General features: G+C 69.9%; 5 protein-coding genes. All 5 read right to left on the bottom strand.

Annotated features, from left to right (window positions below; genetic code table 11):
* Positions 1–20: 20 nt before the first annotated feature.
* The 5 genes from TSH58p_RS00900 to TSH58p_RS00920 all read right to left on the bottom strand — a co-directional run bounded on the left by TSH58p_RS00900 (position 21) and on the right by TSH58p_RS00920 (position 21331).
* Entirely contained in the window at positions 21–2222 is a 2202-nt protein-coding gene (locus TSH58p_RS00900; protein ID WP_109072779.1) for an HlyD family efflux transporter periplasmic adaptor subunit, read from the bottom strand.
* A gap of 3 nt (positions 2223–2225) precedes the next feature.
* Positions 2226–3590 carry an efflux RND transporter periplasmic adaptor subunit gene (locus TSH58p_RS00905; RefSeq protein WP_247874316.1) on the bottom strand — a complete coding sequence of 455 codons (1365 nt, stop codon included), beginning with the start codon at positions 3588–3590 and terminating at the stop codon, positions 2226–2228.
* The gene (locus TSH58p_RS00910; RefSeq protein ID WP_247874317.1) at positions 3580–4368 is read right to left on the bottom strand and encodes an efflux RND transporter periplasmic adaptor subunit; all 789 of its coding nucleotides are present in this window, start codon (positions 4366–4368) and stop codon (positions 3580–3582) included. The genes TSH58p_RS00905 and TSH58p_RS00910 overlap by 11 nt, the downstream gene beginning before the upstream one ends.
* 139 nt (positions 4369–4507) lie before the next feature.
* Complete coding sequence (locus TSH58p_RS00915; RefSeq protein WP_109072780.1) at positions 4508–6355, bottom strand: TolC family protein; 1848 nt, start codon at positions 6353–6355, stop codon at positions 4508–4510.
* A gap of 69 nt (positions 6356–6424) precedes the next feature.
* Entirely contained in the window at positions 6425–21331 is a 14907-nt protein-coding gene (locus TSH58p_RS00920) for a DUF4347 domain-containing protein (RefSeq protein ID WP_162600002.1), read from the bottom strand.
* Positions 21332–21494: the final 163 nt, after the last annotated feature.

Below are 21494 nucleotides of genomic sequence, written 5' to 3' on the forward strand. Positions count from 1 at the left end.
GCCCTGACGGCCGCCCCCCGTCAGAACCCGGTTTCGCGGATGAGCACGGCCAGCGCGGTGCGCCAGAAGCGGTCGGCCAGGCTGCGCGCCTCGCCGTCGACGCGGGCCACGCCGCGCATCTGGTGGGCGGGTCCCGCCTGCGTCCGGTCCAGCGGCGCCAGGGTCACCCGGTAAACGGCCTCCACCGGCTTCAGGTTGGAACGCGCGGCCTCGGCGTTGGTCCGCCCCATCGACGGGCCGGTCTGGCTTTCCACCGCGATGGGACCGCCGTGGATCGAGGCCAGGGCGGGAACGTCCAGCCCCTTCACGCCGACCCGGTCCACCGCCGTCACCCGCGCCTCCATGCGGGGGCGCAGCGGATCGTCGGGGTGGAACACCGCGGCGGCGCCCGCCATCACGCGGGTCAGGTCGTTCTCGGCCACATAGCCGACCAGTTCCCCGCCGCCGTCGGCCACGATCTGGCCCAGCGCCAGCGACGGCCCCACCCAGCGGCCGGGGCGCAGCGCGTCGGCGACATCCACCACCGTTCCGGCGATCGGCGCGCGGATCTCCAGCCGCGCCAGACCGTCGAGCAGACCCTGCCGGTCGGCGAGCCCGGCGGCCAGATCCTCCTCCATCACGCGCACCCGGTCCAGCCCGTCGCGGGCGGCCAGCATGCGGTCGATGCGGTCCTGGGCCAGCGCGATGCGCAACTCCGACTGCTGCAGCCTGCTGGTCAGCTCCGGCGCCTCCAGGCGGAACAGCAGGTCGCCCGCCGCCACGCGCTGGCCGGGTTGGACCAGCACCTCCGCGATGCGGGACGGCACCGGGGCGAACAGGGTCGAGAACCCCTCCGCCCGCCACACCGACGGCACGGCGATGGAGCCGGTGACCGGCACGAAGGCCAGCCACACCAGCGCGGTCAGGCCGCCCAAAGTCATCAGGAGGTTCCGGTTGGGCCGCAGGCTGCCCCGCCGCTCCCACCATTCCATCATCTCGTTGACCAGCGGGCGCAGGATGAACCAGCCGACTTCCACCGCGAACAGCACGATGCCCAGCACCTTGATGAAGACGTGATAGACCAGCACCGCGATGCCGATGAACAGCACCAGCCGGTAGACCCAGGTGGCGAAGGCGTAGGCCAGCAACACCCGGTGCATCCACGGATCGAACCGCTCCGGCACCTCGTCGCCCAGGCCGAACAGCCATTCCCGCAGCCGCCAGCGGGCCAGCGCGAAGGCGCGGTCCTGCAGGTTCGGCACGTCCAGCGCGTCGGCGAGCAGATAATAGCCGTCGAAGCGCATGAAGGGGCTGAGGTTGATCGTCAGGGTCGTCACCCAGCTCACCGTCGCCACGAAGAAGGCGGCGCTGCGCAGCGGCCCGTCGGGCAGGAAGCTCCAGGCCAGGGTGGCGAAGGCGGCCAGCGCCAGTTCCGTCAGCATGCCCGCCGCCGCGATGTGCAGCCGGGCGCGGCGGGAGACGAGCCGCCACGCGTCGCTGGTGTCGGTGTAGAGCACCGGCCACATCACCAGGAAGGCCGCCCCCATGGTCGGCACCCGGCAACCGAAGCGTTTCGCCGTGTAGGCGTGCCCCAGCTCGTGCAGCGTCTTGGTCACCAGCAGGGTCAGGCCGTAGAGCGCCATGCCCTCCAGCGTGAAGAAATGCAGGAAGGTGTGGGCGAAGCTGTCCCACTGGCGCATCGCCAGGATGATGCCCAGAATCCCCGCCCCGATCACCGTCCACAGCCAAGCGCGGCTGTAGAAGGGCGCCACATAGCGCACCGTGGCGTTCAGGAAGGCGTCCGGGCGGACCAGCGGAATGCGGAAGAACAGGTAATTGTGCAGCAGCCACATCCACCAGGACGTGCGCCGCGCCGCCGTCTGCTTCGCCAGGAAATCGACGTCGGCGTCCTGGGTCAGGTTGCTGGAGGCCAGGAACTTGTAGAGGCCGACCACGTCCTCCGCCTCCGGCTGCAGGACCGTTTCGGCGGCCACCGCGGCGGCAATGGCGCGGGGCGACCCGTGATGCCAGCGCGCGATGACCTCGAAGGCGCCGTGGCCGATGCGGAAATAGCGGTTGCGCACCGGGTCGTGGATCGTCCAGCAGGGCGAGCCGTCCACCGCCGGCGGGGCCGGCAGCAGCTGCAACTCCTCGCGCAGCGGCGGCAACCGCACGCTGTCCAGCGGGTCCACCGGCGTGACGACCGCCGGTCCCGTCGTCATGCCGATGGCGGCGGCGCCCATGGCTCAGAGCCCCACGGTCTGGCGCAGCGCCGCCAGCGGACGGCGGAACAGGTAGAAGGCCAGCGGCACCCGCTCCCCCTGGATCTTGGCGGTGCCGCGCAGCCCGATGCGCGGCGTCGGCTGGTCCGGCGCCAGATCGGCGCGGACGCGGTAGGCCAGAACCCCGCCCGGGGTCAGCCCCGGTTCGTAACTGGCGTGGGACACCCTGGCGCGCAGCGGACGCAGCGGATCGACGTTCAGATAGAGGCTGACCTCCGCCCCCTCCTGCAGCACGATCGCGTCGTTGACCGGCACATGCACGTCGACCTCCGCGGCCTGCGGATCGGCCAGGGTCAGGATGCGCTCGCCGACCGCCACCGGCTTGCCCAGCCAGTCGTTGGCGTCGGTGAAGACGGCGATGCCCGTCCGCTCCGCCTTCACGGTGACGCGGTCCATCAGGTCGCGGGCGAAGTCCATCTCCGCCCGGCGCAGCTCCACCTGGGTCTTCAACTGGGCGATGCGCGCCTTGCTCAGCGGATCGGTGAAGGCCCCCTGCGAGGCGGTCAGCAACTCCGCCTCCGCCGAAGCCAGCGCCTTGCGCGCCACCTCCAGGCGGCTCTTCAGAACCGTCGCCTCGAAGGTGAACAGCGGTTGGCCGGTGGTCACCGGCTCGTTCGGCTGCACGTGGAAGCGTTCGATCACGCCTTCCAGCGGCGCGCTGACGATCAGCGGGTCGCGCGGCGCCACCTCCGCCGGAGCCAGCGTCGATTGCGGCACCGGGATGGCCAGGACCGCCGCCAGGACCGCCACCACCGCCAGCGCCCACACCCCCTTGCGCGCCCGGACACCGGAGCGGCGTCCCGCCCGGGTCAGCGCCCACCAGGCGTGTCCATAGCCGCCGGAGAGCTGCGCGAGCAGCACCTTCTCGCCTTCCGTCCAGGCGTCGTCGCGGGCCAGCCACAACACCGCCGTGACGGTGCCGTCCGGCCCCGGCAGGGGCACCCACAACGCTTGCGCCGGTCCCCACTGCCCCCAGTCGCGGGCCAGCGCGGGCGGCACCTCGGTGGGAGCGATGCCGTGCAGGTTGCGCGCTTCCGCCCCCGCGGCGATGGCCGAGGCGGCGGCCTCCAGCCAGCGGGTGAAGGGAGCGTCGCGTTCCGGAACGGCGACGTTGGACACCGCCTCCAGCCGCGCCTTGCCCGACGGCGCGACGGTCAGGAACACCGCCTGCTGGTAGGCGATCATCCGCCGCGTCTGGTTCACGATGAGGAAGCGCAGCGCCTCCGGATTCTGGGCCTGCCGGGCCTCCTGCTGCAGGTTCAGGAGGAGCAGGAGGCTGTTCAGCGGGTTGGCCGCCTCCATCCGGACGGATTTGACGTCATCGGGCACCTTTGGCCTCCTCCGCCGGGTTGAAGCGGGCGGTTCCGCTCATGCCGGCGACCAGATTCGGGGCGTTGCCCTGCTTGTCGGCCAGCAGCTTGCCCGTCACCTTCAACGACTGGCTGACCGGGTCGACGCGGGCGCCGATCAGGGTGACCTCGCCGTCCAGGGCCTCGCCCGTCTCGTCGATGCGCAGCTCGAACCGCTGGCCGGGCTTCAGCCAGACCAGCCAGGAGGACGGGACGATCAACTCCACGCGAAGATCGCGGTCGGACAGCACTTCGAGCAGGGCCGTGCCGGCGGGAACCGACTCATGCTCGCGGATCCGCTGTTCCACCACCTTGCCGTCGAAGGGCGCCTTCACGTCGCAACGGCGGACCTCGATCTCCGCCTTGCGCAGATCGGCACGGGCGGCCTCGGCCTTCACCTCGGCCATCTCGACCTCGGCCCCGCCGATCGACTTCAGCTGCTCCAGGCGCCGGCTCTGCCGCACCGTGACGTCGGCGGCGCGCAGGTTGGCGCGGGCCGCATCGACCGCCGCCTGATAATGGCTGCAGTCGAACGCGATGAGCGTCTGCCCCGCCTTGAAGGACTGGCCCGCCTCCACGGTGATTCGCCCGATGCGCCCGGCGATCTCGCTGGACAGCACGGCGTGCTGCCGCGCCTCGATCAGCGCGCGGACCCCGCCTTCGGGGACCGGCGCCGGGTCGGCGGCGGCAAGCGGCAGGGGGAGCAGCGCGATAGACAGCGCAGCGAGGAAGCGTGAGGGGCGAAAGCGGCACATCATGGCAGAGATTTTCTGCACCCTTTGCTCCGGAAGCGCAACGATCCAGGATTCGCGAGCGGTCCTGTACGCTTATTTGTTTCAGCGGCGGCGCACCGACACAGCCGAAAGGGGGCGGTGCCGGTGCGCCGCCCCATCGGAATCAGCGCGCGGAGGCACGCCCCAGCGGGGACAGAGCGCTCGGCGGCACCGAGTAGACCTTCGCCGGTTCCGGCCGCGTGGGCGGGCTGTAGGACACCGTCATCGGGGTGGCCATGGTGGCGGCCGGTTGCTGCGGCAGTTCGGCCACCGTCACGCGCTCCGGTGCCGCGGCCTTGCGATCCGCCGGCTCCTCGCCGCGCGCGGCGACCGGGGCGCCCTTCGGCTCGGTCTTCGGCTCGGCCGCCTTTTCGACCGGAGCCTTCTCCACCGGGGCCTTCTCGGAGGTCGTGGCGGGAACCAGCAGATCCTGGAGGCGCGCCGTGCCACCGGCCTTCTGCTGCCAGGTGCCCAGCCCGTCGGACACCGCCTGACGCAGCGTCGTGAGATCCTGGGACGGAACGGCCTCCGGCATCGGATCGACGCCCGCCGACACCATGACGCGGGCGTAGGCGTTCTGCAGGTCGGCGTAGACGAGATCGCGCCGCAGATCGGAGACGAGTTCCGACACCTCGGCCTGGATCACGCTCATGTCGCCCTGCTGGCCGACCGTGCTGCTGTTGACGTACTGCTGCCGGATGCGGCGGTCGATCGCCGCCTGATCGGCGTTGAGCGAGAACTCCTGCGACAGCTCGCGGAACTGCACCATCGCCACGCGCACCTGGCTCAGCACCGCCACGCTGAGGGCCTGACGGCGGAAGGCGACCAGCTCCTCCTGCGCCTTGGAGAAGGCGTGGGTGTCCGGGGCCGAGGCCAGGGACAGGATGTTCCACGACACCCGCGCTCCGTAATCGGCCCAGCGCTGGTTCAGCAGGAAGCTGTTGCTGTCGTAATGCAGGCCAGCGTTCAGGTCGATGCCCGGCAGCAGCTTCAGCAGGGCGCGGCGCGTCTCGTCGGCGGTGATGCGGGCGTTGTAGGACTCCTCCAGCAGCTCCGGACGGTTGAGGAGCGCGTAGGTTTCCAGGGATTCGACCGACGCCGTGATCGCCGGCACGTCCTTGCCGGTGACGTCCGGCGGCATCTGGATGGTGAAGTTCTCGCCCGGCGGCAGGCCCATCAGCGCGCCGAGCTGCGACTTGGCGGCGACCAGTTCGCGCCGCAGCGTCTGGAGCTGGCGCAGCGTGTCGACCAGCGCGCGCTGGTAGGAAAGGGTCTGCAGCGGGGCCTGGACGCGCTGGGCCTCCAGGGCGTTCGCGTTCTTGCGGGCCGCCTCGATGCGCTTCTCCAGCGGCTCGATCCGCTTCAGCAGCCGCTCCGCCGCGACCGCGCGCCAATAGGAGGTGCGCACGTCCTGCAGGATGCCCTGGACGACGCGGCGGCGGCGCTCGTCGGCGATCAGGACGAGGTTGGAGTTCTGGCGGGCGCGCAGGTAGCTGACGCCGAAATCGAGAATGTTCCAGGTGAAGCCCAGGTCGGCGGTCCGGCGATGCCGGTCCGTCGCCGTGGTGCTCTCGCCCGTGCGGCGGCCGGTGGCGAGGTTGAGGCTTTCCGATCCGGATTCGTTGTTGCGCCCGGTGTAGCCCGCCCCCGCCACGAGACGCGGCAGCATATCGAAGCGCGACAGATCGAGCTGCTGGTTGGCGACCGCCATTTCCATCAGCTTCACGCGTTCGTCGAGGTTGTACTTGATGGCCCGCGCCATCGCCTCGTGCATCGACACGGGGCCGGTGATCGGCTCCTGCGGCGCCATGATGACCGACATGTCCTCGCGCAGGCGGGACACGTTCTCGTCATCGGAGAGGGGCTTCGGGCTGACGGAACATCCGCTGGCGAGCAGCGCGGCGGCAGCCAGGACGAAGGACGCGCGGGCCTTGTGGCCCCGCGGCCGGAAGGAGGAAGCGAACCGGGTCATTCTCGTCGGCAATCCATTTGGAAAGAAAAGCTTAAGCGGGGAAGACGGCGAAGGAAGGCGCGGGCGGCGCTAGGCCGCCCGACTTCCCGGAGGAGCATGCGAGATGAGGGCCGCGAGCAACGCCGCGGACTGCGCGTCGGCGGCGCCGTGGACCTGGGCGACCTGGCGGGAGAAGGCCGGGCGGGCCGGCAACGTCCCGTCGAGGTCGGCGCGCGGGCCGGGGGCCTGTCCCGGACCATCCGGCGCGGCCGGAGCGGCGGCCGGATCGCCACCCGCCGGCGGTGCGTCACCGGCCGGCGGCTGCCCCTGACCCTGACCCTGCGGCCGTCCTTGCGGTCCACCCGGGGCGGCCGGCCGGTTGGCCGGCGCGCTTTCGATCGTGGAGCCGGGGCCCGGCTGGCCGCCGGGCCGGTTGCCCGGCGCACCGCCGGGGCCGCCGGTTGCGGTGCCGGGGCCTCCGGGAGCCGCGCTGCCACCCGGCGTGCCGCCGGTGGCCGATCCAGCCGCACCGCCCGGACCGCCGACTCCGCCATTCAAGCCGCCATTGCCCGTTCCGGTGCCCGTCGCCGGCCCGCCGGCTGCCGGTCCGCCCGTCGCCGGGCCACCGGAGCCGAGGCCAGCGCCCGGACCACCGCCCGCCGGTGCTCCACCGAACCCGGCACCGGCACCGGCGCCGATCCCGCCCGACGCGGTCCCGCCCAAGGCTGAACCGCCCAAGCCCGAACCGCCGCCAACACCGCCGCCAACACCGCCCCCGAGACCACCGCTGCCCAGGCCGCTGCCGCCGCTGACGACGCCGCTCAACCCGGAACCGCTCGACCCGCCGGTGCCACCGCCCAGAACCCCGTTGGACGAATTCGCCGTGCCGCCGCCGGAGGGAGCCCCGCCCATGGCCGAGATGGTGATCGAGCGACCGGCGTCGCTGCTGGTCGAGTTGCCGATGTTCCCGATGGTGATCGAGCGACCGGCGTCCGTGCTGCTGTTCCCGTTGCCGGAGCCGCTCCCGCTGCCGATCGACGAGCTGGTGATGACGCGGCCCGCGTCGCTGCTCGTCTGCAGGCTGGGCAGGGTCGGCGCGGTGCCCAGCGTCGGCCCGGTCGTCTGCGTGGTCCCGGCGGACGTCGCCACCGCGGAGTTGGAGGGAGACGCCGCCGTCGTCGTGTTCCCGGTGGAGGCGGCCACGACGACGACCGGCGGTGGCGGAGGCGGAGCCACCGAGTAGGTGGTCGTGCCGGCGTTGCCGGTGTTGCCCACGGCATCGCTCGCCTTGGCCGAGATCACATAGCTGCCGACGCTCAGGTCGGAGGCCAGGGCCAGTTGCCAGACGCCGGTCGCGCTGGCGCGCGCCGTGCCGACCGCTTGCCCGTTGATCGTCACGGTGACCAGACTGTTCGCCTCGGCCGTCCCCTGCACGACCGGCGTGCTGCCGACGGTGGTGTTCAACGCCACGGTCGGGGCGACCGGCGGCGTGGTGTCGATGGTCAGGGTGGTGACCGCCGACAGGCTGCTGACGTTGCCGGCCTTGTCGGTGGCCTGCACCTGCAGGCTGTGCGTGCCGTCGGCCAGCGCCGCCGTGAACTGGAAGGTCCAGGCGCCGTTGGCGTCGGCGAGCGCCGTACCGACGGCCTTGCCGTCGACCAGCACATTCACCGTGCTGCCGGCCTCGGTCGTCCCGGCGAGGGACGGCGTGGCGATCCCGGAAATCCGCTCGCCCGCCGTGGCGCCGGCGACGGTGGCGCTGGTCACCGACGGCGCGGGCGCCACCGGCACCGCGGTGTCGATCACCACGGTCAGCGCGTCCGACGGATCGCTGACGATGCCGAAGCGGTTGGTCGCCGTGGTCGTGATGCTGTGCGTCCCGTCGGTCAGCGCCGTCTGGAGGCGATGGACCCAGAAGCCGTTCTCGTCGGCCACCGCGGTTCCCACCGCCTTGCCGTCCACCAGCACGGTCACCGTGGCGTTCGCCTCCGCGGTGCCGGACAGGGTGGGCCGCGTCACGTTGGTCAGCCGGTCCGTCGCCGAAACGCCGGAGTCGGACAGGCCGCTCAGCGCCGTCCCGACCGGCTTCGCCGGGATCGGGGTGTCGATGCGCACCTGGCTGGTGTCGCCCACCCCCTTCAGGGTCGTCACCAACGGTCCCTGCGCCGCGTCCGTCACGATGGACCCGTTCAGCGCCAGCCCCAGGACCGCGATGCCCTGCGGCGCGCGGTCACCGACCGGAACGACATAGTCGAACCGCAGAAGCGTGCCGGTGCTGCCGGCCGCGTTGTAGGTGGCGTTCCGGATCTCGCTGCCCACCGCCAGTTCCAGGACCGGATTGCCGCCGCTGATGATGGACGCTTCGCTGAGCTGCACGAAGAAGCTGACCGTTTCGCCCGGCAGATAGGTCCGCGCCGGGGGAGGCGTGACGCTGACCACCGACGGCGGTGTCCGATCCACCGCCACGCTGCGGGTCGCCTGGGTGGGGTTGCCCGCCGCGTCGGTGAGGCTGGCGGTGACGGTGTAGTTGGCGCCGTCCGTCAGCGCCAGCAGGTCGCTGGACGGAACGGTCAGGCTCCAGCGGTTGTTGGTCACCGTCGTGGTGTAGGACTTGCCGTTCAGCGTCACCGTGACCGTCCGACCGTACTCGACACCGTTGGTGACGCCCGCCACCGTCTGCCCCACGGCGCTGTCCGCCGCGTTCAACACATTGTCGCCCGCCACCGTGGCGATGGCGAGGGTCGGCGGCGTGCGGTCGACCGAGACGCTGCGCGTCGCCTGGACCGCGGCGTTGCCCGCCACGTCCGTCAGGTCGGCGGTGATGGCGTAGGTGCCGCCGTCCGGAAGAGCCTGCAGGTCGGCGGAGGGGATCGACAGGCTCCAGGCGTTGTTGGTCACCGTCGTGGTGTAGGTCTTGCCGTTCAGCGTCACCGTGACCGTCTGGCCATCCTCGACCCCCGTGGTGGTGCCCGACACCGTCTGGGCCACGGCGCTTTCCGACGCGTTCAGCACATTGTCGCCGCTCACCGTGGTGATGGCGACCGTCGGCGCCGTGCGGTCGAAGGTGACGGTCCGGACGGCCGAGTCGGCGCTTTCCATCCCGGCGATGACCTGACGGACGGTGAAGTCGACCGCACCGCTGAGGCCGGACACGTCGACGCCGGTGAAGCTGTAGGCCCCCGACGCGTCGGCCGTGGTCGTCGCCACGAGCGAGCCGTTGGCGTAGAGCCGCACCGTCGTACTGGCGTTGGCGTTGGCGCCGCTGCCGTTGAAGGTGACGCTGCTCGCCTTGGTGATGTTGTCCGTGTTGCTGTTGCCCGTGTCCGACGCGGGCGCAAGCGTCACGGCGCTTCCCAGGATGGCCGGGGTGATCGAGAGGCTGGCCGTGTCCGTCGCCGCGGAGAAGGCGGATGTCCCGCCGCCGCCTGCGGTCGCCACCTTGGTCCCGGCGGTGCCGCTGGTCTGGTCCCAGGCACGGAAGGTGATCGCGGCGCTGAGGATGCCGGCGTTGGCCCCCGTCGGCTGGTAGTAGAGCCGGTCGGTCGTGCGCAGCAGCAGCGCGTTTCCGCTGTCGTTCACGGTGCCGACCGCGGTCCAGCTGGTGCCGCCGTCGGTGCTGTAGTACCAGGTGCCCCCTTCCGAATTGTCCAGGCCGACCAGCGCGATGCCCGTGACGGCACCGCTGTCGACATCGGAGACGTTCGCGCCGAGCGCCACCAGAGACGACACGGCGACGCCGACGGCGCCGTTCGGCGCACCCGCGGCCTGGGCGACGCTGGGCAGGGTCAGGACGGTGTCGGTCAGCACCGGGGCGTCGTTCACCGCGGTCACGTCGATGCCCGCCGTTACGCTGGCGGCGCTGAACTGGCCACCGGCTCCCAGCCCGCCGTTCGCGGTGGTGTCGTTCCCAACCGTGGTGCCCGCCGTGCCGGCGGTCTGATCCCACGCCTTGAAGGTGATGCCGTTGGCGACCGATCCGTTGTAGTCGGCGTTCGGCACGAAGCGCACACGGTCGGTGCTGGCGAGCAGCAGGGCCGACGCACCCGAGACGCCGGTGATGGTGGTCCAGGTCCCAGCCCCGGTCTTGTACTGCCACACGCCGTTGCTGGTGTCGGTCGCGGTGATCGCGATGCCCAGCGTATTGCCGTCGACATCGGTGGCGGTGCCGGCGGAGGCCAGGATGGCCGCCACGGTGTCGCCGTTGTTGCCGGTGGCGTCCTCCTGGATGGCGGTCAGGCTGCGCGCGTCCGTGCTCAGCACCGGCGCGCTGTTGATGACGGCGGTGTAGATCGAGGTGGCGGTCTGCGTGCCGCCCTTGCCGTCGTTGGCCGTCACCACGACGCGCAGGTACTTGTGGGCGTCCGAGGTGGTCAGCGTGTAGCTGGAGCTCGTCGCCCCGCTGATCGAGGCGCCGTTGGTCCCGGTGGTGTCGTCGGCACGATACCACTGGTACGAATAGGTCCGGCCGTCGCCGTCGGCGTCCGTCCAGGTGCCGTTGGTGGTCGACAGCGCGTTGCCGACCGTCGCCGTGCCGCTCACGCTCGGCACCGCGCTGTTCACCGGCGCGCTGTTGGTGATCGCCGTGTAGGTCGAAGTGGCGGTCTGCGTGCCGCCCTTGCCGTCGTTGGCCGTCACCACGACGCGCAGGTACTTGTGGGCGTCCGAGGTGGTCAGCGTGTAGCTGGAGCTCGTCGCCCCGCTGATCGAGGCGCCGTTGGTCCCGGTGGTGTCGTCCGCCCGGTACCACTGGTACGAATAGGTCCGGCCGTCACCGTCGGCGTCCGTCCAGGTGCCATTCGTTGTGCTCAGCGCGTTGCCGACCGTCGCCGTGCCGCTCACGCTCGGCACCGCGCTGTTCACCGGCGCGCTGTTGGTGATCGCCGTGTACGTCGAGGTGGCGGTCTGCGTGCCGCCCTTGCCGTCGTTGGCCGTCACCACGACGCGCAGGTACTTGTGGGCGTCCGAGGTGGTCAGCGTGTAACTGGAGCTCGTCGCTCCGCTGATCGAGGCGCCGTTGGTCCCGGTGGTGTCGTCCGCCCGGTACCACTGGTAGCTGTAGGTCCGGCCGTCACCGTCGGCGTCCGTCCAGGTGCCATTCGTTGTGCTCAGCGCGTTGCCGACCGTCGCCGTGCCGGTCACGCTCGGCGCCGCGCTGTTCACCGGCGCGCTGTTGGTGATCGCCGTGTACGTCGAGGTGGCGGTCTGCGTGCCGCCCTTGCCGTCGTTGGCCGTCACCACGACGCGCAGGTACTTGTGGGCGTCCGAGGTGGTCAGCGTGTAACTGGAGCTCGTCGCCCCGCTGATCGAGGCGCCGTTGGTCCCGGTGGTGTCGTCGGCCCGGTACCACTGATAGCTGTAGGTCCGGCCGTCGCCGTCGGCGTCCGTCCAGGTGCCGTTGGTGGTCGACAGCGCGCTGCCCACCGTCGCCGTGCCGGTCACGCTCGGCGCCGCGCTGTTCACCGGCGCGCTGTTGGTGATCGCCGTGTACGTCGAGGTGGCGGTCTGCGTACCGCCCTTGCCGTCGTTGGCCGTCACCACCACCCGCAAGTACTTGTGGGCGTCCGAGGTGGTCAGCGTGTAGCTGGAGCTCGTCGCCCCGCTGATCGAGGCGCCGTTGGTCCCGTTGCTGTCGTCGGCCCGGTACCACTGATAGCTGTAGGTGCGGCCGTCGCCGTCGGCGTCCGTCCAGGTGCCATTCGTTGTGCTCAGCGCGTTGCCCACCGTCGCCGTGCCGCTCACGCTCGGCGCCGCGCTGTTCACCGGCGCGCTGTTGGTGATCGCCGTGTAGGTCGAGGTGGCGGTCTGCGTGCCACCCTTGCCGTCGTTGGCCGTCACCACGACGCGCAGGTACTTGTGGGCGTCCGAGGTGGTCAGCGTGTAGCTGGAGCTCGTCGCTCCGCTGATCGAGGCGCCGTTGGTCCCGGTGCTGTCGTCCGCCCGGTACCACTGGTACGAATAGGTCCGGCCGTCGCCGTCGGCGTCCGTCCAGGTGCCATTCGTTGTGCTCAGCGCGTTGCCGACCGTCGCCGTGCCGCTCACGCTCGGCACCGCGCTGTTCACCGGCGCGCTGTTGGTGATCGCCGTGTAGGTCGAGGTGGCGGTCTGCGTGCCACCCTTGCCGTCGTTGGCCGTCACCACGACGCGCAGGTACTTGTGGGCGTCCGAGGTGGTCAGCGTGTAGCTGGAGCTCGTCGCTCCGCTGATCGAGGCGCCGTTGGTCCCGGTGGTGTCGTCCGCCCGGTACCATTGGTACGAATAGGTCCGGCCGTCACCGTCGGCGTCCGTCCAGGTGCCATTCGTTGTGCTCAGCGCGTTGCCGACCGTCGCCGTGCCGCTCACGCTCGGCACCGCGCTGTTCACCGGCGCGCTGTTGGTGATCGCCGTGTAGGTCGAAGTGGCGGTCTGCGTGCCGCCCTTGCCGTCGTTGGCCGTCACCACGACGCGCAGATACTTGTGGGCGTCCGAGGTGGTCAACGTGTAGCTGGAGCTCGTCGCTCCGCTGATCGAGGCGCCGTTGGTGCCGGTGGTGTCGTCGGCACGATACCACTGGTAGCTGTAGGTCCGGCCGTCGCCGTCGGCGTCCGTCCAGGTGCCGTTGGTGGTCGACAGCGCGTTGCCCACCGTCGCCGTGCCGCTCACGCTCGGCGCCGCGCTGTTCACCGGCGCGCTGTTGGTGATCGCCGTGTAGGTCGAGGTGGCGGTCTGCGTGCCGCCCTTGCCATCGTTGGCCGTCACCACGACGCGCAGGTACTTGTGGGCGTCCGAGGTGGTCAGCGTGTAGCTGGAGCTCGTCGCTCCGCTGATCGAGGCGCCGTTGGTCCCGGTGGTGTCGTCCGCCCGGTACCATTGGTACGAATAGGTCCGGCCGTCGCCATCGGCGTCCGTCCAGGTGCCGTTCGTTGTGCTCAGCGCGTTGCCGACCGTCGCCGTGCCGCTCACGCTCGGCACCGCGCTGTTCACCGGCGCGCTGTTGGTGATCGCCGTGTAGGTCGAAGTGGCGGTCTGCGTGCCGCCCTTGCCGTCGTTGGCCGTCACCACGACGCGCAGGTACTTGTGGGCGTCCGAGGTGGTCAGCGTGTAGCTGGAGCTCGTCGCCCCGCTGATCGAGGCGCCGTTGGTCCCGGCGGTGTCGTCGGCACGATACCACTGGTACGAATAGGTCTGGCCGTCGCCGTCGGCGTCCGTCCAGGTGCCATTCGTTGTGCTCAGCGCGTTGCCCACCGTCGCCGTTCCGCTCACGCTCGGCGCCGCGCTGTTCACCGGCGCGCTGTTGGTGATCGCCGTGTAGGTCGAGGTGGCGGTCTGCGTGCCGCCCTTGCCGTCGTTGGCCGTCACCACGACGCGCAGGTACTTGTGGGCGTCCGAGGTGGTCAGCGTGTAACTGGAGCTCGTCGCCCCGCTGATCGAGGCGCCGTTGGTCCCGGTGGTGTCGTCGGCCCGGTACCACTGATAGCTGTAGGTCCGGCCGTCGCCGTCGGCGTCCGTCCAGGTGCCGTTGGTGGTCGACAGCGCGCTGCCCACCGTCGCCGTGCCGGTCACGCTCGGCGCCGCGCTGTTCACCGGCGCGCTGTTGGTGATCGCCGTGTACGTCGAGGTGGCGGTCTGCGTGCCGCCCTTGCCGTCGTTGGCCGTCACCACGACGCGCAGGTACTTGTGGGCGTCCGAGGTGGTCAGCGTGTAACTGGAGCTCGTCGCTCCGCTGATCGAGGCGCCGTTGGTCCCGGTGGTGTCGTCCGCCCGGTACCATTGGTACGAATAGGTCCGGCCGTCGCCATCGGCGTCCGTCCAGGTGCCGTTCGTTGTGCTCAGCGCGTTGCCGACCGTCGCCGTGCCGCTCACGCTCGGCACCGCGCTGTTCACCGGCGCGCTGTTGGTGATCGCCGTGTAGGTCGAAGTGGCGGTCTGCGTGCCGCCCTTGCCGTCGTTGGCCGTCACCACGACGCGCAGGTACTTGTGGGCGTCCGAGGTGGTCAGCGTGTAACTGGAGCTCGTCGCCCCGCTGATCGAGGCGCCGTTGGTCCCGGTGGTGTCGTCGGCCCGGTACCACTGATAGCTGTAGGTCCGGCCGTCGCCGTCGGCGTCCGTCCAGGTGCCGTTGGTGGTCGACAGCGCGCTGCCCACCGTCGCCGTGCCGGTCACGCTCGGCGCCGCGCTGTTCACCGGCGCGCTGTTGGTGATCGCCGTGTACGTCGAGGTGGCGGTCTGCGTGCCGCCCTTGCCGTCGTTGGCCGTCACCACGACGCGCAGGTACTTGTGGGCGTCCGAGGTGGTCAGCGTGTAACTGGAGCTCGTCGCTCCGCTGATCGAGGCGCCGTTGGTCCCGGTGGTGTCGTCCGCCCGGTACCATTGGTACGAATAGGTCCGGCCGTCGCCATCGGCGTCCGTCCAGGTGCCGTTCGTTGTGCTCAGCGCGTTGCCGACCGTCGCCGTGCCGCTCACGCTCGGCACCGCGCTGTTCACCGGCGCGCTGTTGGTGATCGCCGTGTAGGTCGAAGTGGCGGTCTGCGTGCCGCCCTTGCCGTCGTTGGCCGTCACCACGACGCGCAGGTACTTGTGGGCGTCCGAGGTGGTCAGCGTGTAGCTGGAGCTCGTCGCTCCGCTGATCGAGGCGCCGTTGGTCCCGGCGGTGTCGTCGGCACGATACCACTGGTACGAATAGGTCTGGCCGTCGCCGTCGGCGTCCGTCCAGGTGCCATTCGTTGTGCTCAGCGCGTTGCCCACCGTCGCCGTTCCGCTCACCGTCGGCGCCGCGCTGTTCACCGGCGCGCTGTTGGTGATCGCCGTGTAGGTCGAGGTGGCGGTCTGCGTGCCGCCCTTGCCGTCGTTGGCCGTCACCACGACGCGCAGGTACTTGTGGGCGTCCGAGGTGGTCAGCGTGTAGCTGGAGCTCGTCGCCCCGCTGATCGAGGCGCCGTTGGTCCCGGTGGTGTCGTCCGCCCGGTACCACTGGTACGAATAGGTCCGGCCGTCACCGTCGGCGTCCGTCCAGGTGCCATTCGTTGTGCTCAGCGCGTTGCCGACCGTCGCCGTGCCGCTCACGCTCGGCGCCGCGCTGTTCACCGGCGCGCTGTTGGTGATCGCCGTGTACGTCGAGGTGGCGGTCTGCGTGCCGCCCTTGCCGTCGTTGGCCGTCACCACGACGCGCAGGTACTTGTGGGCGTCCGAGGTGGTCAGCGTGTAACTGGAGCTCGTCGCCCCGCTGATCGAGGCGCCGTTGGTCCCGGTGGTGTCGTCGGCCCGGTACCACTGATAGCTGTAGGTCCGGCCGTCGCCGTCGGCGTCCGTCCAGGTGCCGTTGGTGGTCGACAGCGCGCTGCCCACCGTCGCCGTGCCGGTCACGCTCGGCGCCGCGCTGTTCACCGGCGCGCTGTTGGTGATCGCCGTGTACGTCGAGGTGGCGGTCTGCGTGCCGCCCTTGCCGTCGTTGGCCGTCACCACGACGCGCAGGTACTTGTGGGCGTCCGAGGTGGTCAGCGTGTAACTGGAGCTCGTCGCTCCGCTGATCGAGGCGCCGTTGGTCCCGGTGGTGTCGTCCGCCCGGTACCATTGGTACGAATAGGTCCGGCCGTCGCCATCGGCGTCCGTCCAGGTGCCGTTCGTTGTGCTCAGCGCGTTGCCGACCGTCGCCGTGCCGCTCACGCTCGGCACCGCGCTGTTCACCGGCGCGCTGTTGGTGATCGCCGTGTAGGTCGAAGTGGCGGTCTGCGTGCCGCCCTTGCCGTCGTTGGCCGTCACCACGACGCGCAGGTACTTGTGGGCGTCCGAGGTGGTCAGCGTGTAACTGGAGCTCGTCGCCCCGCTGATCGAGGCGCCGTTGGTCCCGGTGGTGTCGTCGGCCCGGTACCACTGATAGCTGTAGGTCCGGCCGTCGCCGTCGGCGTCCGTCCAGGTGCCGTTGGTGGTCGACAGCGCGCTGCCCACCGTCGCCGTGCCGGTCACGCTCGGCGCCGCGCTGTTCACCGGCGCGCTGTTGGTGATCGCCGTGTACGTCGAGGTGGCGGTCTGCGTGCCGCCCTTGCCGTCGTTGGCCGTCACCACGACGCGCAGGCACTTGTGGGCGTCCGAGGTGGTCAGCGTGTAACTGGAGCTCGTCGCTCCGCTGATCGAGGCGCCGTTGGTCCCGGTGGTGTCGTCCGCCCGGTACCATTGGTACGAATAGGTCCGGCCGTCGCCATCGGCGTCCGTCCAGGTGCCGTTCGTTGTGCTCAGCGCGTTGCCGACCGTCGCCGTGCCGCTCACGCTCGGCACCGCGCTGTTCACCGGCGCGCTGTTGGTGATCGCCGTGTAGGTCGAAGTGGCGGTCTGCGTGCCGCCCTTGCCGTCGTTGGCCGTCACCACGACGCGCAGGTACTTGTGGGCGTCCGAGGTGGTCAGCGTGTAGCTGGAGCTCGTCGCTCCGCTGATCGAGGCGCCGTTGGTCCCGGCGGTGTCGTCGGCACGATACCACTGGTACGAATAGGTCTGGCCGTCGCCGTCGGCGTCCGTCCAGGTGCCATTCGTTGTGCTCAGCGCGTTGCCCACCGTCGCCGTTCCGCTCACCGTCGGCGCCGCGCTGTTCACCGGCGCGCTGTTGGTGATCGCCGTGTAGGTCGAGGTGGCGGTCTGCGTGCCGCCCTTGCCGTCGTTGGCCGTCACCACGACGCGCAGGTACTTGTGGGCGTCCGAGGTGGTCAGCGTGTAGCTGGAGCTCGTCGCCCCGCTGATCGAGGCGCCGTTGGTCCCGGTGGTGTCGTCCGCCCGGTACCACTGATAGCTGTAGGTCCGGCCGTCACCGTCGGCGTCCGTCCAGGTGCCATTCGTTGTGCTCAGCGCGTTGCCGACCGTCGCCGTGCCGCTCACGCTCGGCACCGCGCTGTTCACCGGCGCGCTGTTGGTGATCGCCGTGTAGGTCGAAGTGGCGGTCTGCGTGCCGCCCTTGCCGTCGTTGGCCGTCACCACCACCCGCAGGTACTTGTGGGCGTCCGAGGTGGTCAGCGTGTAGCTGGAGCTCGTCGCTCCGCTGATCGAGGTGGCGTTGGTCCCGGTGGTGTCGTCCGCCCGGTACCACTGATAGCTGTAGGTCCGGCTGTCTCCATCGGCGTCCGTCCAGGTGCCGTTGCTCGTCGACAGCGCGTTGCCGACCGTCGCCGTGCCCGACACGCTCGGCACCGCGCTGTTCACCGGCGCGCTGTTGGTGATCGCCGTGTAGGTGGAATAGGCCGTCGTCGTGTTGGAGTTGCCGTCGTTGGCGATCACCGCCACGCGCAGGTACTTGTGGGCGTCCGAGGTGGTCAGCGTGTAGCTGGCGCTCGTCGCCCCGGCGATCGACGCCGCGTTGGTGCCGTTGGTGTCGTCGGCACGGTACCACTGGTAGCTGTAGCTCAGCGAGTCGCCGTCCGGATCGCTCCAGGTGCCGGTCCCCCCGGTCAGCGCGTTGCCCACCGTCGCCGTTCCGCCCACCGTCGGAACCACGCTGTTCACCGGCGCGCCGTTGCCCGCCGCCGCCACCTGCGACGAGTAAGCCGACGTGGCCGCCTGCGTGCCGCCGCGCCCGTCGTTGGCCGTCACCTCCACCCGCAGGTACTTGTTCAGATCGCCCGCCGCCAGCGTGTAGCTGGAGCTCGTCGCTCCGCTGATCGAGGTGGCGTTGGTCCCGTTGCTGTCGTCGGCCCGGTACCATTGGTACGAATAGGTCCGGCCATCACCGTCGGCGTCCGTCCAGGTGCCATTCGTTGTGCTCAGCGCGTTGCCCACCGTCGCCGTGCCGCTCACGCTCGGCGCCGCGCTGTTCACCGGCGCGCTGTTGGTGATCGCCGTGTAGGTGGAATAGGCCGTCGTCGTGTTGGAGTTGCCGTCGTTGGCGATCACCGCCACGCGCAGGTACTTGTGGGCGTCCGACGTGGTCAGCGTGTAGCTGGCGCTCGTCGCCCCGGCGATCGACGCCGCGTTGGTGCCGTTGGTGTCGTCCGCCCGGTACCACTGGTAGCTGTAGCTCAGCGAGTCGCCGTCCGGATCGCTCCAGGTGCCGGTCCCCCCGGTCAGCGCGTTGCCCACCGTCGCCGTTCCGCCCACCGTGGGAACCACGCTGTTCACCGGCGCGCCGTTGCCGGCCGCCGCCACCTGCGACGAGTAAGCCGACGTGGCCGCCTGCGTGCCGCCGCGCCCGTCGTTGGCCGTCACCTCCACCCGCAGGTACTTGTTCAGATCGCCCGCCGCCAGCGTGTAGCTGGAGCTCGTCGCTCCGCTGATCGAGGTGGCGTTGGTCCCGTTGCTGTCGTCGGCACGGTACCACTGGTAGCTGTAGGTCCGACTGTCTCCATCGGCGTCCGTCCAGGTGCCGTTGCTCGTCGACAGCGCGTTGCCCACCGTCGCCGTGCCGCTCACGCTCGGCGCCGCGCTGTTCACCGGCGCGCTGTTGGTGATCGCCGTGTAGGTGGAATAGGCCGTCGTCGTGTTGGAGTTGCCGTCGTTGGCGATCACCGCCACGCGCAGATACTTGTGGGCGTCCGACGTGGTCAGCGTGTAGCTGGCGCTCGTCGCCCCGGCGATCGACGCCGCGTTGGTGCCGTTGGTGTCGTCGGCCCGGTACCACTGGTAGCTGTAGCTCAGCGAGTCGCCGTCCGGATCGCTCCAGGTGCCGGTCCCCCCGGTCAGTGCGTTGCCCACCGTCGCCGTTCCGCCCACCGTCGGAACCACGCTGTTCACCGGCGCGCCGTTGGAGGGGGAAGAACCCCCGAGGGTGATCTGGCTGGTCCGTGCGGTGCTGGTCGTTTCACCGTCGTTGACGGTGACCGTCGCGGTGCGGGTACCCGCCGTGGCGCTGCCGGCGGTGTTCTTGTACTGGATCAGCTGGAGCACCGCCTGGTAACCCGCCACGCTGGCCGCACCCCGCAGGGTGATCGTGCCGGTGTCGTTGCCGGTGACGCTGATGCCGTAGGTCTTGGCCGTCGCCACGGACGCCGTAAGCATGCTCAGCACTTCCGCCGCGCCGTCCGACGTGCCGGACAGGGTGATGGTGGCGCCGAGCAGGCGCGTGTCGCTGTCCGTCTGGGTCACGACGGCGTTGGGAGCGATCAGCACGCCGGAGGCGGGGGTGGAGGTGCTGACGGACTCCCCGGTGCCGGCGCCCGCCCCGTTCAGGTCGACCGACGGGTCGCCCGCGTTCCAATGCACTTCGTAAGCGCCGAGGTCGAGGACACCGTCACGGATGCGGTCGATGCCGCGGATGTCGTAGCTACCGCCGTAGCGGTTCGCGTTGCTGCTGTCGCCGGCGTTGATGAAGGTCGTCGCTGTCGAGGCCGGACGATAGTCGCGCAGGCTCTTTGTGGCGTTGGTGGAGTCGACGAAGATCGCATTGCCAGTTATGGCACCCTGATAATTGCTGCCTGTGTTCAGGGTGATCTTTCCGCTGTTGTAAATAATGGCGTTCGGATCGGCAAAACTCGTCCCGCCAAGACTACCGGAATTGCCCGCAATGATCGTGTTGTAAACGTTGACCGTTGCTGTTCCCGTAGAACCGTTGTACACGGTACCGATCGCCGCGGTATTGATGGCAGCGGCCGCCGCGTTGTTGGCGATGAAACTGTTGTTGGCAATGGTGACATTGCGTATGTTCGCCGTGAAAGCCGACGCGCTGCTCTGCACCACGATGATGCCGCCGGGATAGGTGGCGCTGTTCCCGTCGGGGCTCATGACGAAACTGTTGTCGACAAAGACACTGTTTTCGATCGTGGTCGCTACGGATGCCTGCGATTTGATCACCGCATGTGCGGCGGTCCCGGCCACCATCCCAACGTTTTCACGAAAAACGGAGTTCCTAACCGTCACATTTGCCGCATTGGTGCCGGTGTAGATGATCGTGTTCGCATTGTTCGCAAAGGTCACGCCGTCCACTTCGATCGAACCGTTCGTCAAGGCCAAAAGGCCGCCGGCGCCAGTTGCAACGTAAAAGCGCTCGAACGTCAAATTCTTGACCGTCAGCGTCTTGGCCGACGCGTTGAAGGTGATGCCGCGGTAGTCGGTCGACGCGGGCACACTGCCGGTGCCGGCGCCGGATATGGTGATGTCGGCAATCCCATCACCGTTCACATCACCGTTGATCGTTATGTCCTGAGCCGCCGCCGTCAGGGGAGACGACGTGACACCCAGGGAAATCGTACTGGACGTCAACGTCGAGCTGAACTCGATGATGGTCGATTGGGTCGCGTTCTTGATCGCGTCGTTCAGCGATCCGGCCGCCGTTCCGCTCGCCGAGGTGACGACGACGGTTCCCAGCCGGCCGCTGAAGGTTTCCATGGACGCGCGGGCGAAGGGAATCGCCGCTTCGATAGCCCCGCTTTGCACCTCCAGCGTCCAGTTCTGGCCGGCGGCGTTGCCGGTCTCGTCGCTGGACACCGCCACGTCGGCCCCGGTGAGCCGGTGGATCGTCTGGACGAACTCCTGCCCCGCCTGTCCGGCGCCGACGTTGCAGGCGTAGAAAAGAATGTCGCCGCCGGGCTTCAGCGCGGCGCCGATCGCCTGGAGATCCTGGGCGCGATTCGCCAGCCCGTCCGCCCAATAGGCGCGGCCGGCGATGTAGAGATGGCCCTCGTTGCCATGGCTGACGACCTGGACGGAATCCAGGCCGGACATCCCGGACAGCGCCTTCGCCATCTGGCCGAGCGCTTCCTGCTGGGAGTCGAGGAGAACGACCTTGGCGTCGGGCGCGATGTCCTTGAGCAGCGTCTGGTAGTCGGACACGCTGGTATCGACGAACACCACCGACCGGGCCGCTCCCTGGAGCCCGGCGAGTCGCGCCGTAACCGCCGCGGGCTCGGTGAGCGCCGGGGCGGAGGCGGCCGGAGACGACGCCGCGGCGGGAACGGTCGACTCCTTGATGGCCCAATCGGCAAGCTTGTCGGCGTCGGCAGCCTTCGCGGCGCCCTTGTCGCCCGGCGCGGGCTGATCGGGTTGCTGATGGACCTCGGCGGCCGTGACGGCACCCGCCGCGTCGAACATGAAGCGCGGTTCGAGAGCCATCGCGAACATCGATGAGGACGGCTTGTGCGTCTTGCCGGAACGCCCAGTCACACCATTGCCGTTCGAACCACGCTTGCGCGTCATCGTCAGTCTCCCGCCATACGCAACACCGCCCGACCCTAAGCCGAAAGCGGTCACCAAAAAGTGAATAGCGTTGGAAGGG

Origin of the sequence: Azospirillum sp. TSH58 (assembly GCF_003119115.1) — a bacterium.
GTDB lineage: Bacteria > Pseudomonadota > Alphaproteobacteria > Azospirillales > Azospirillaceae > Azospirillum.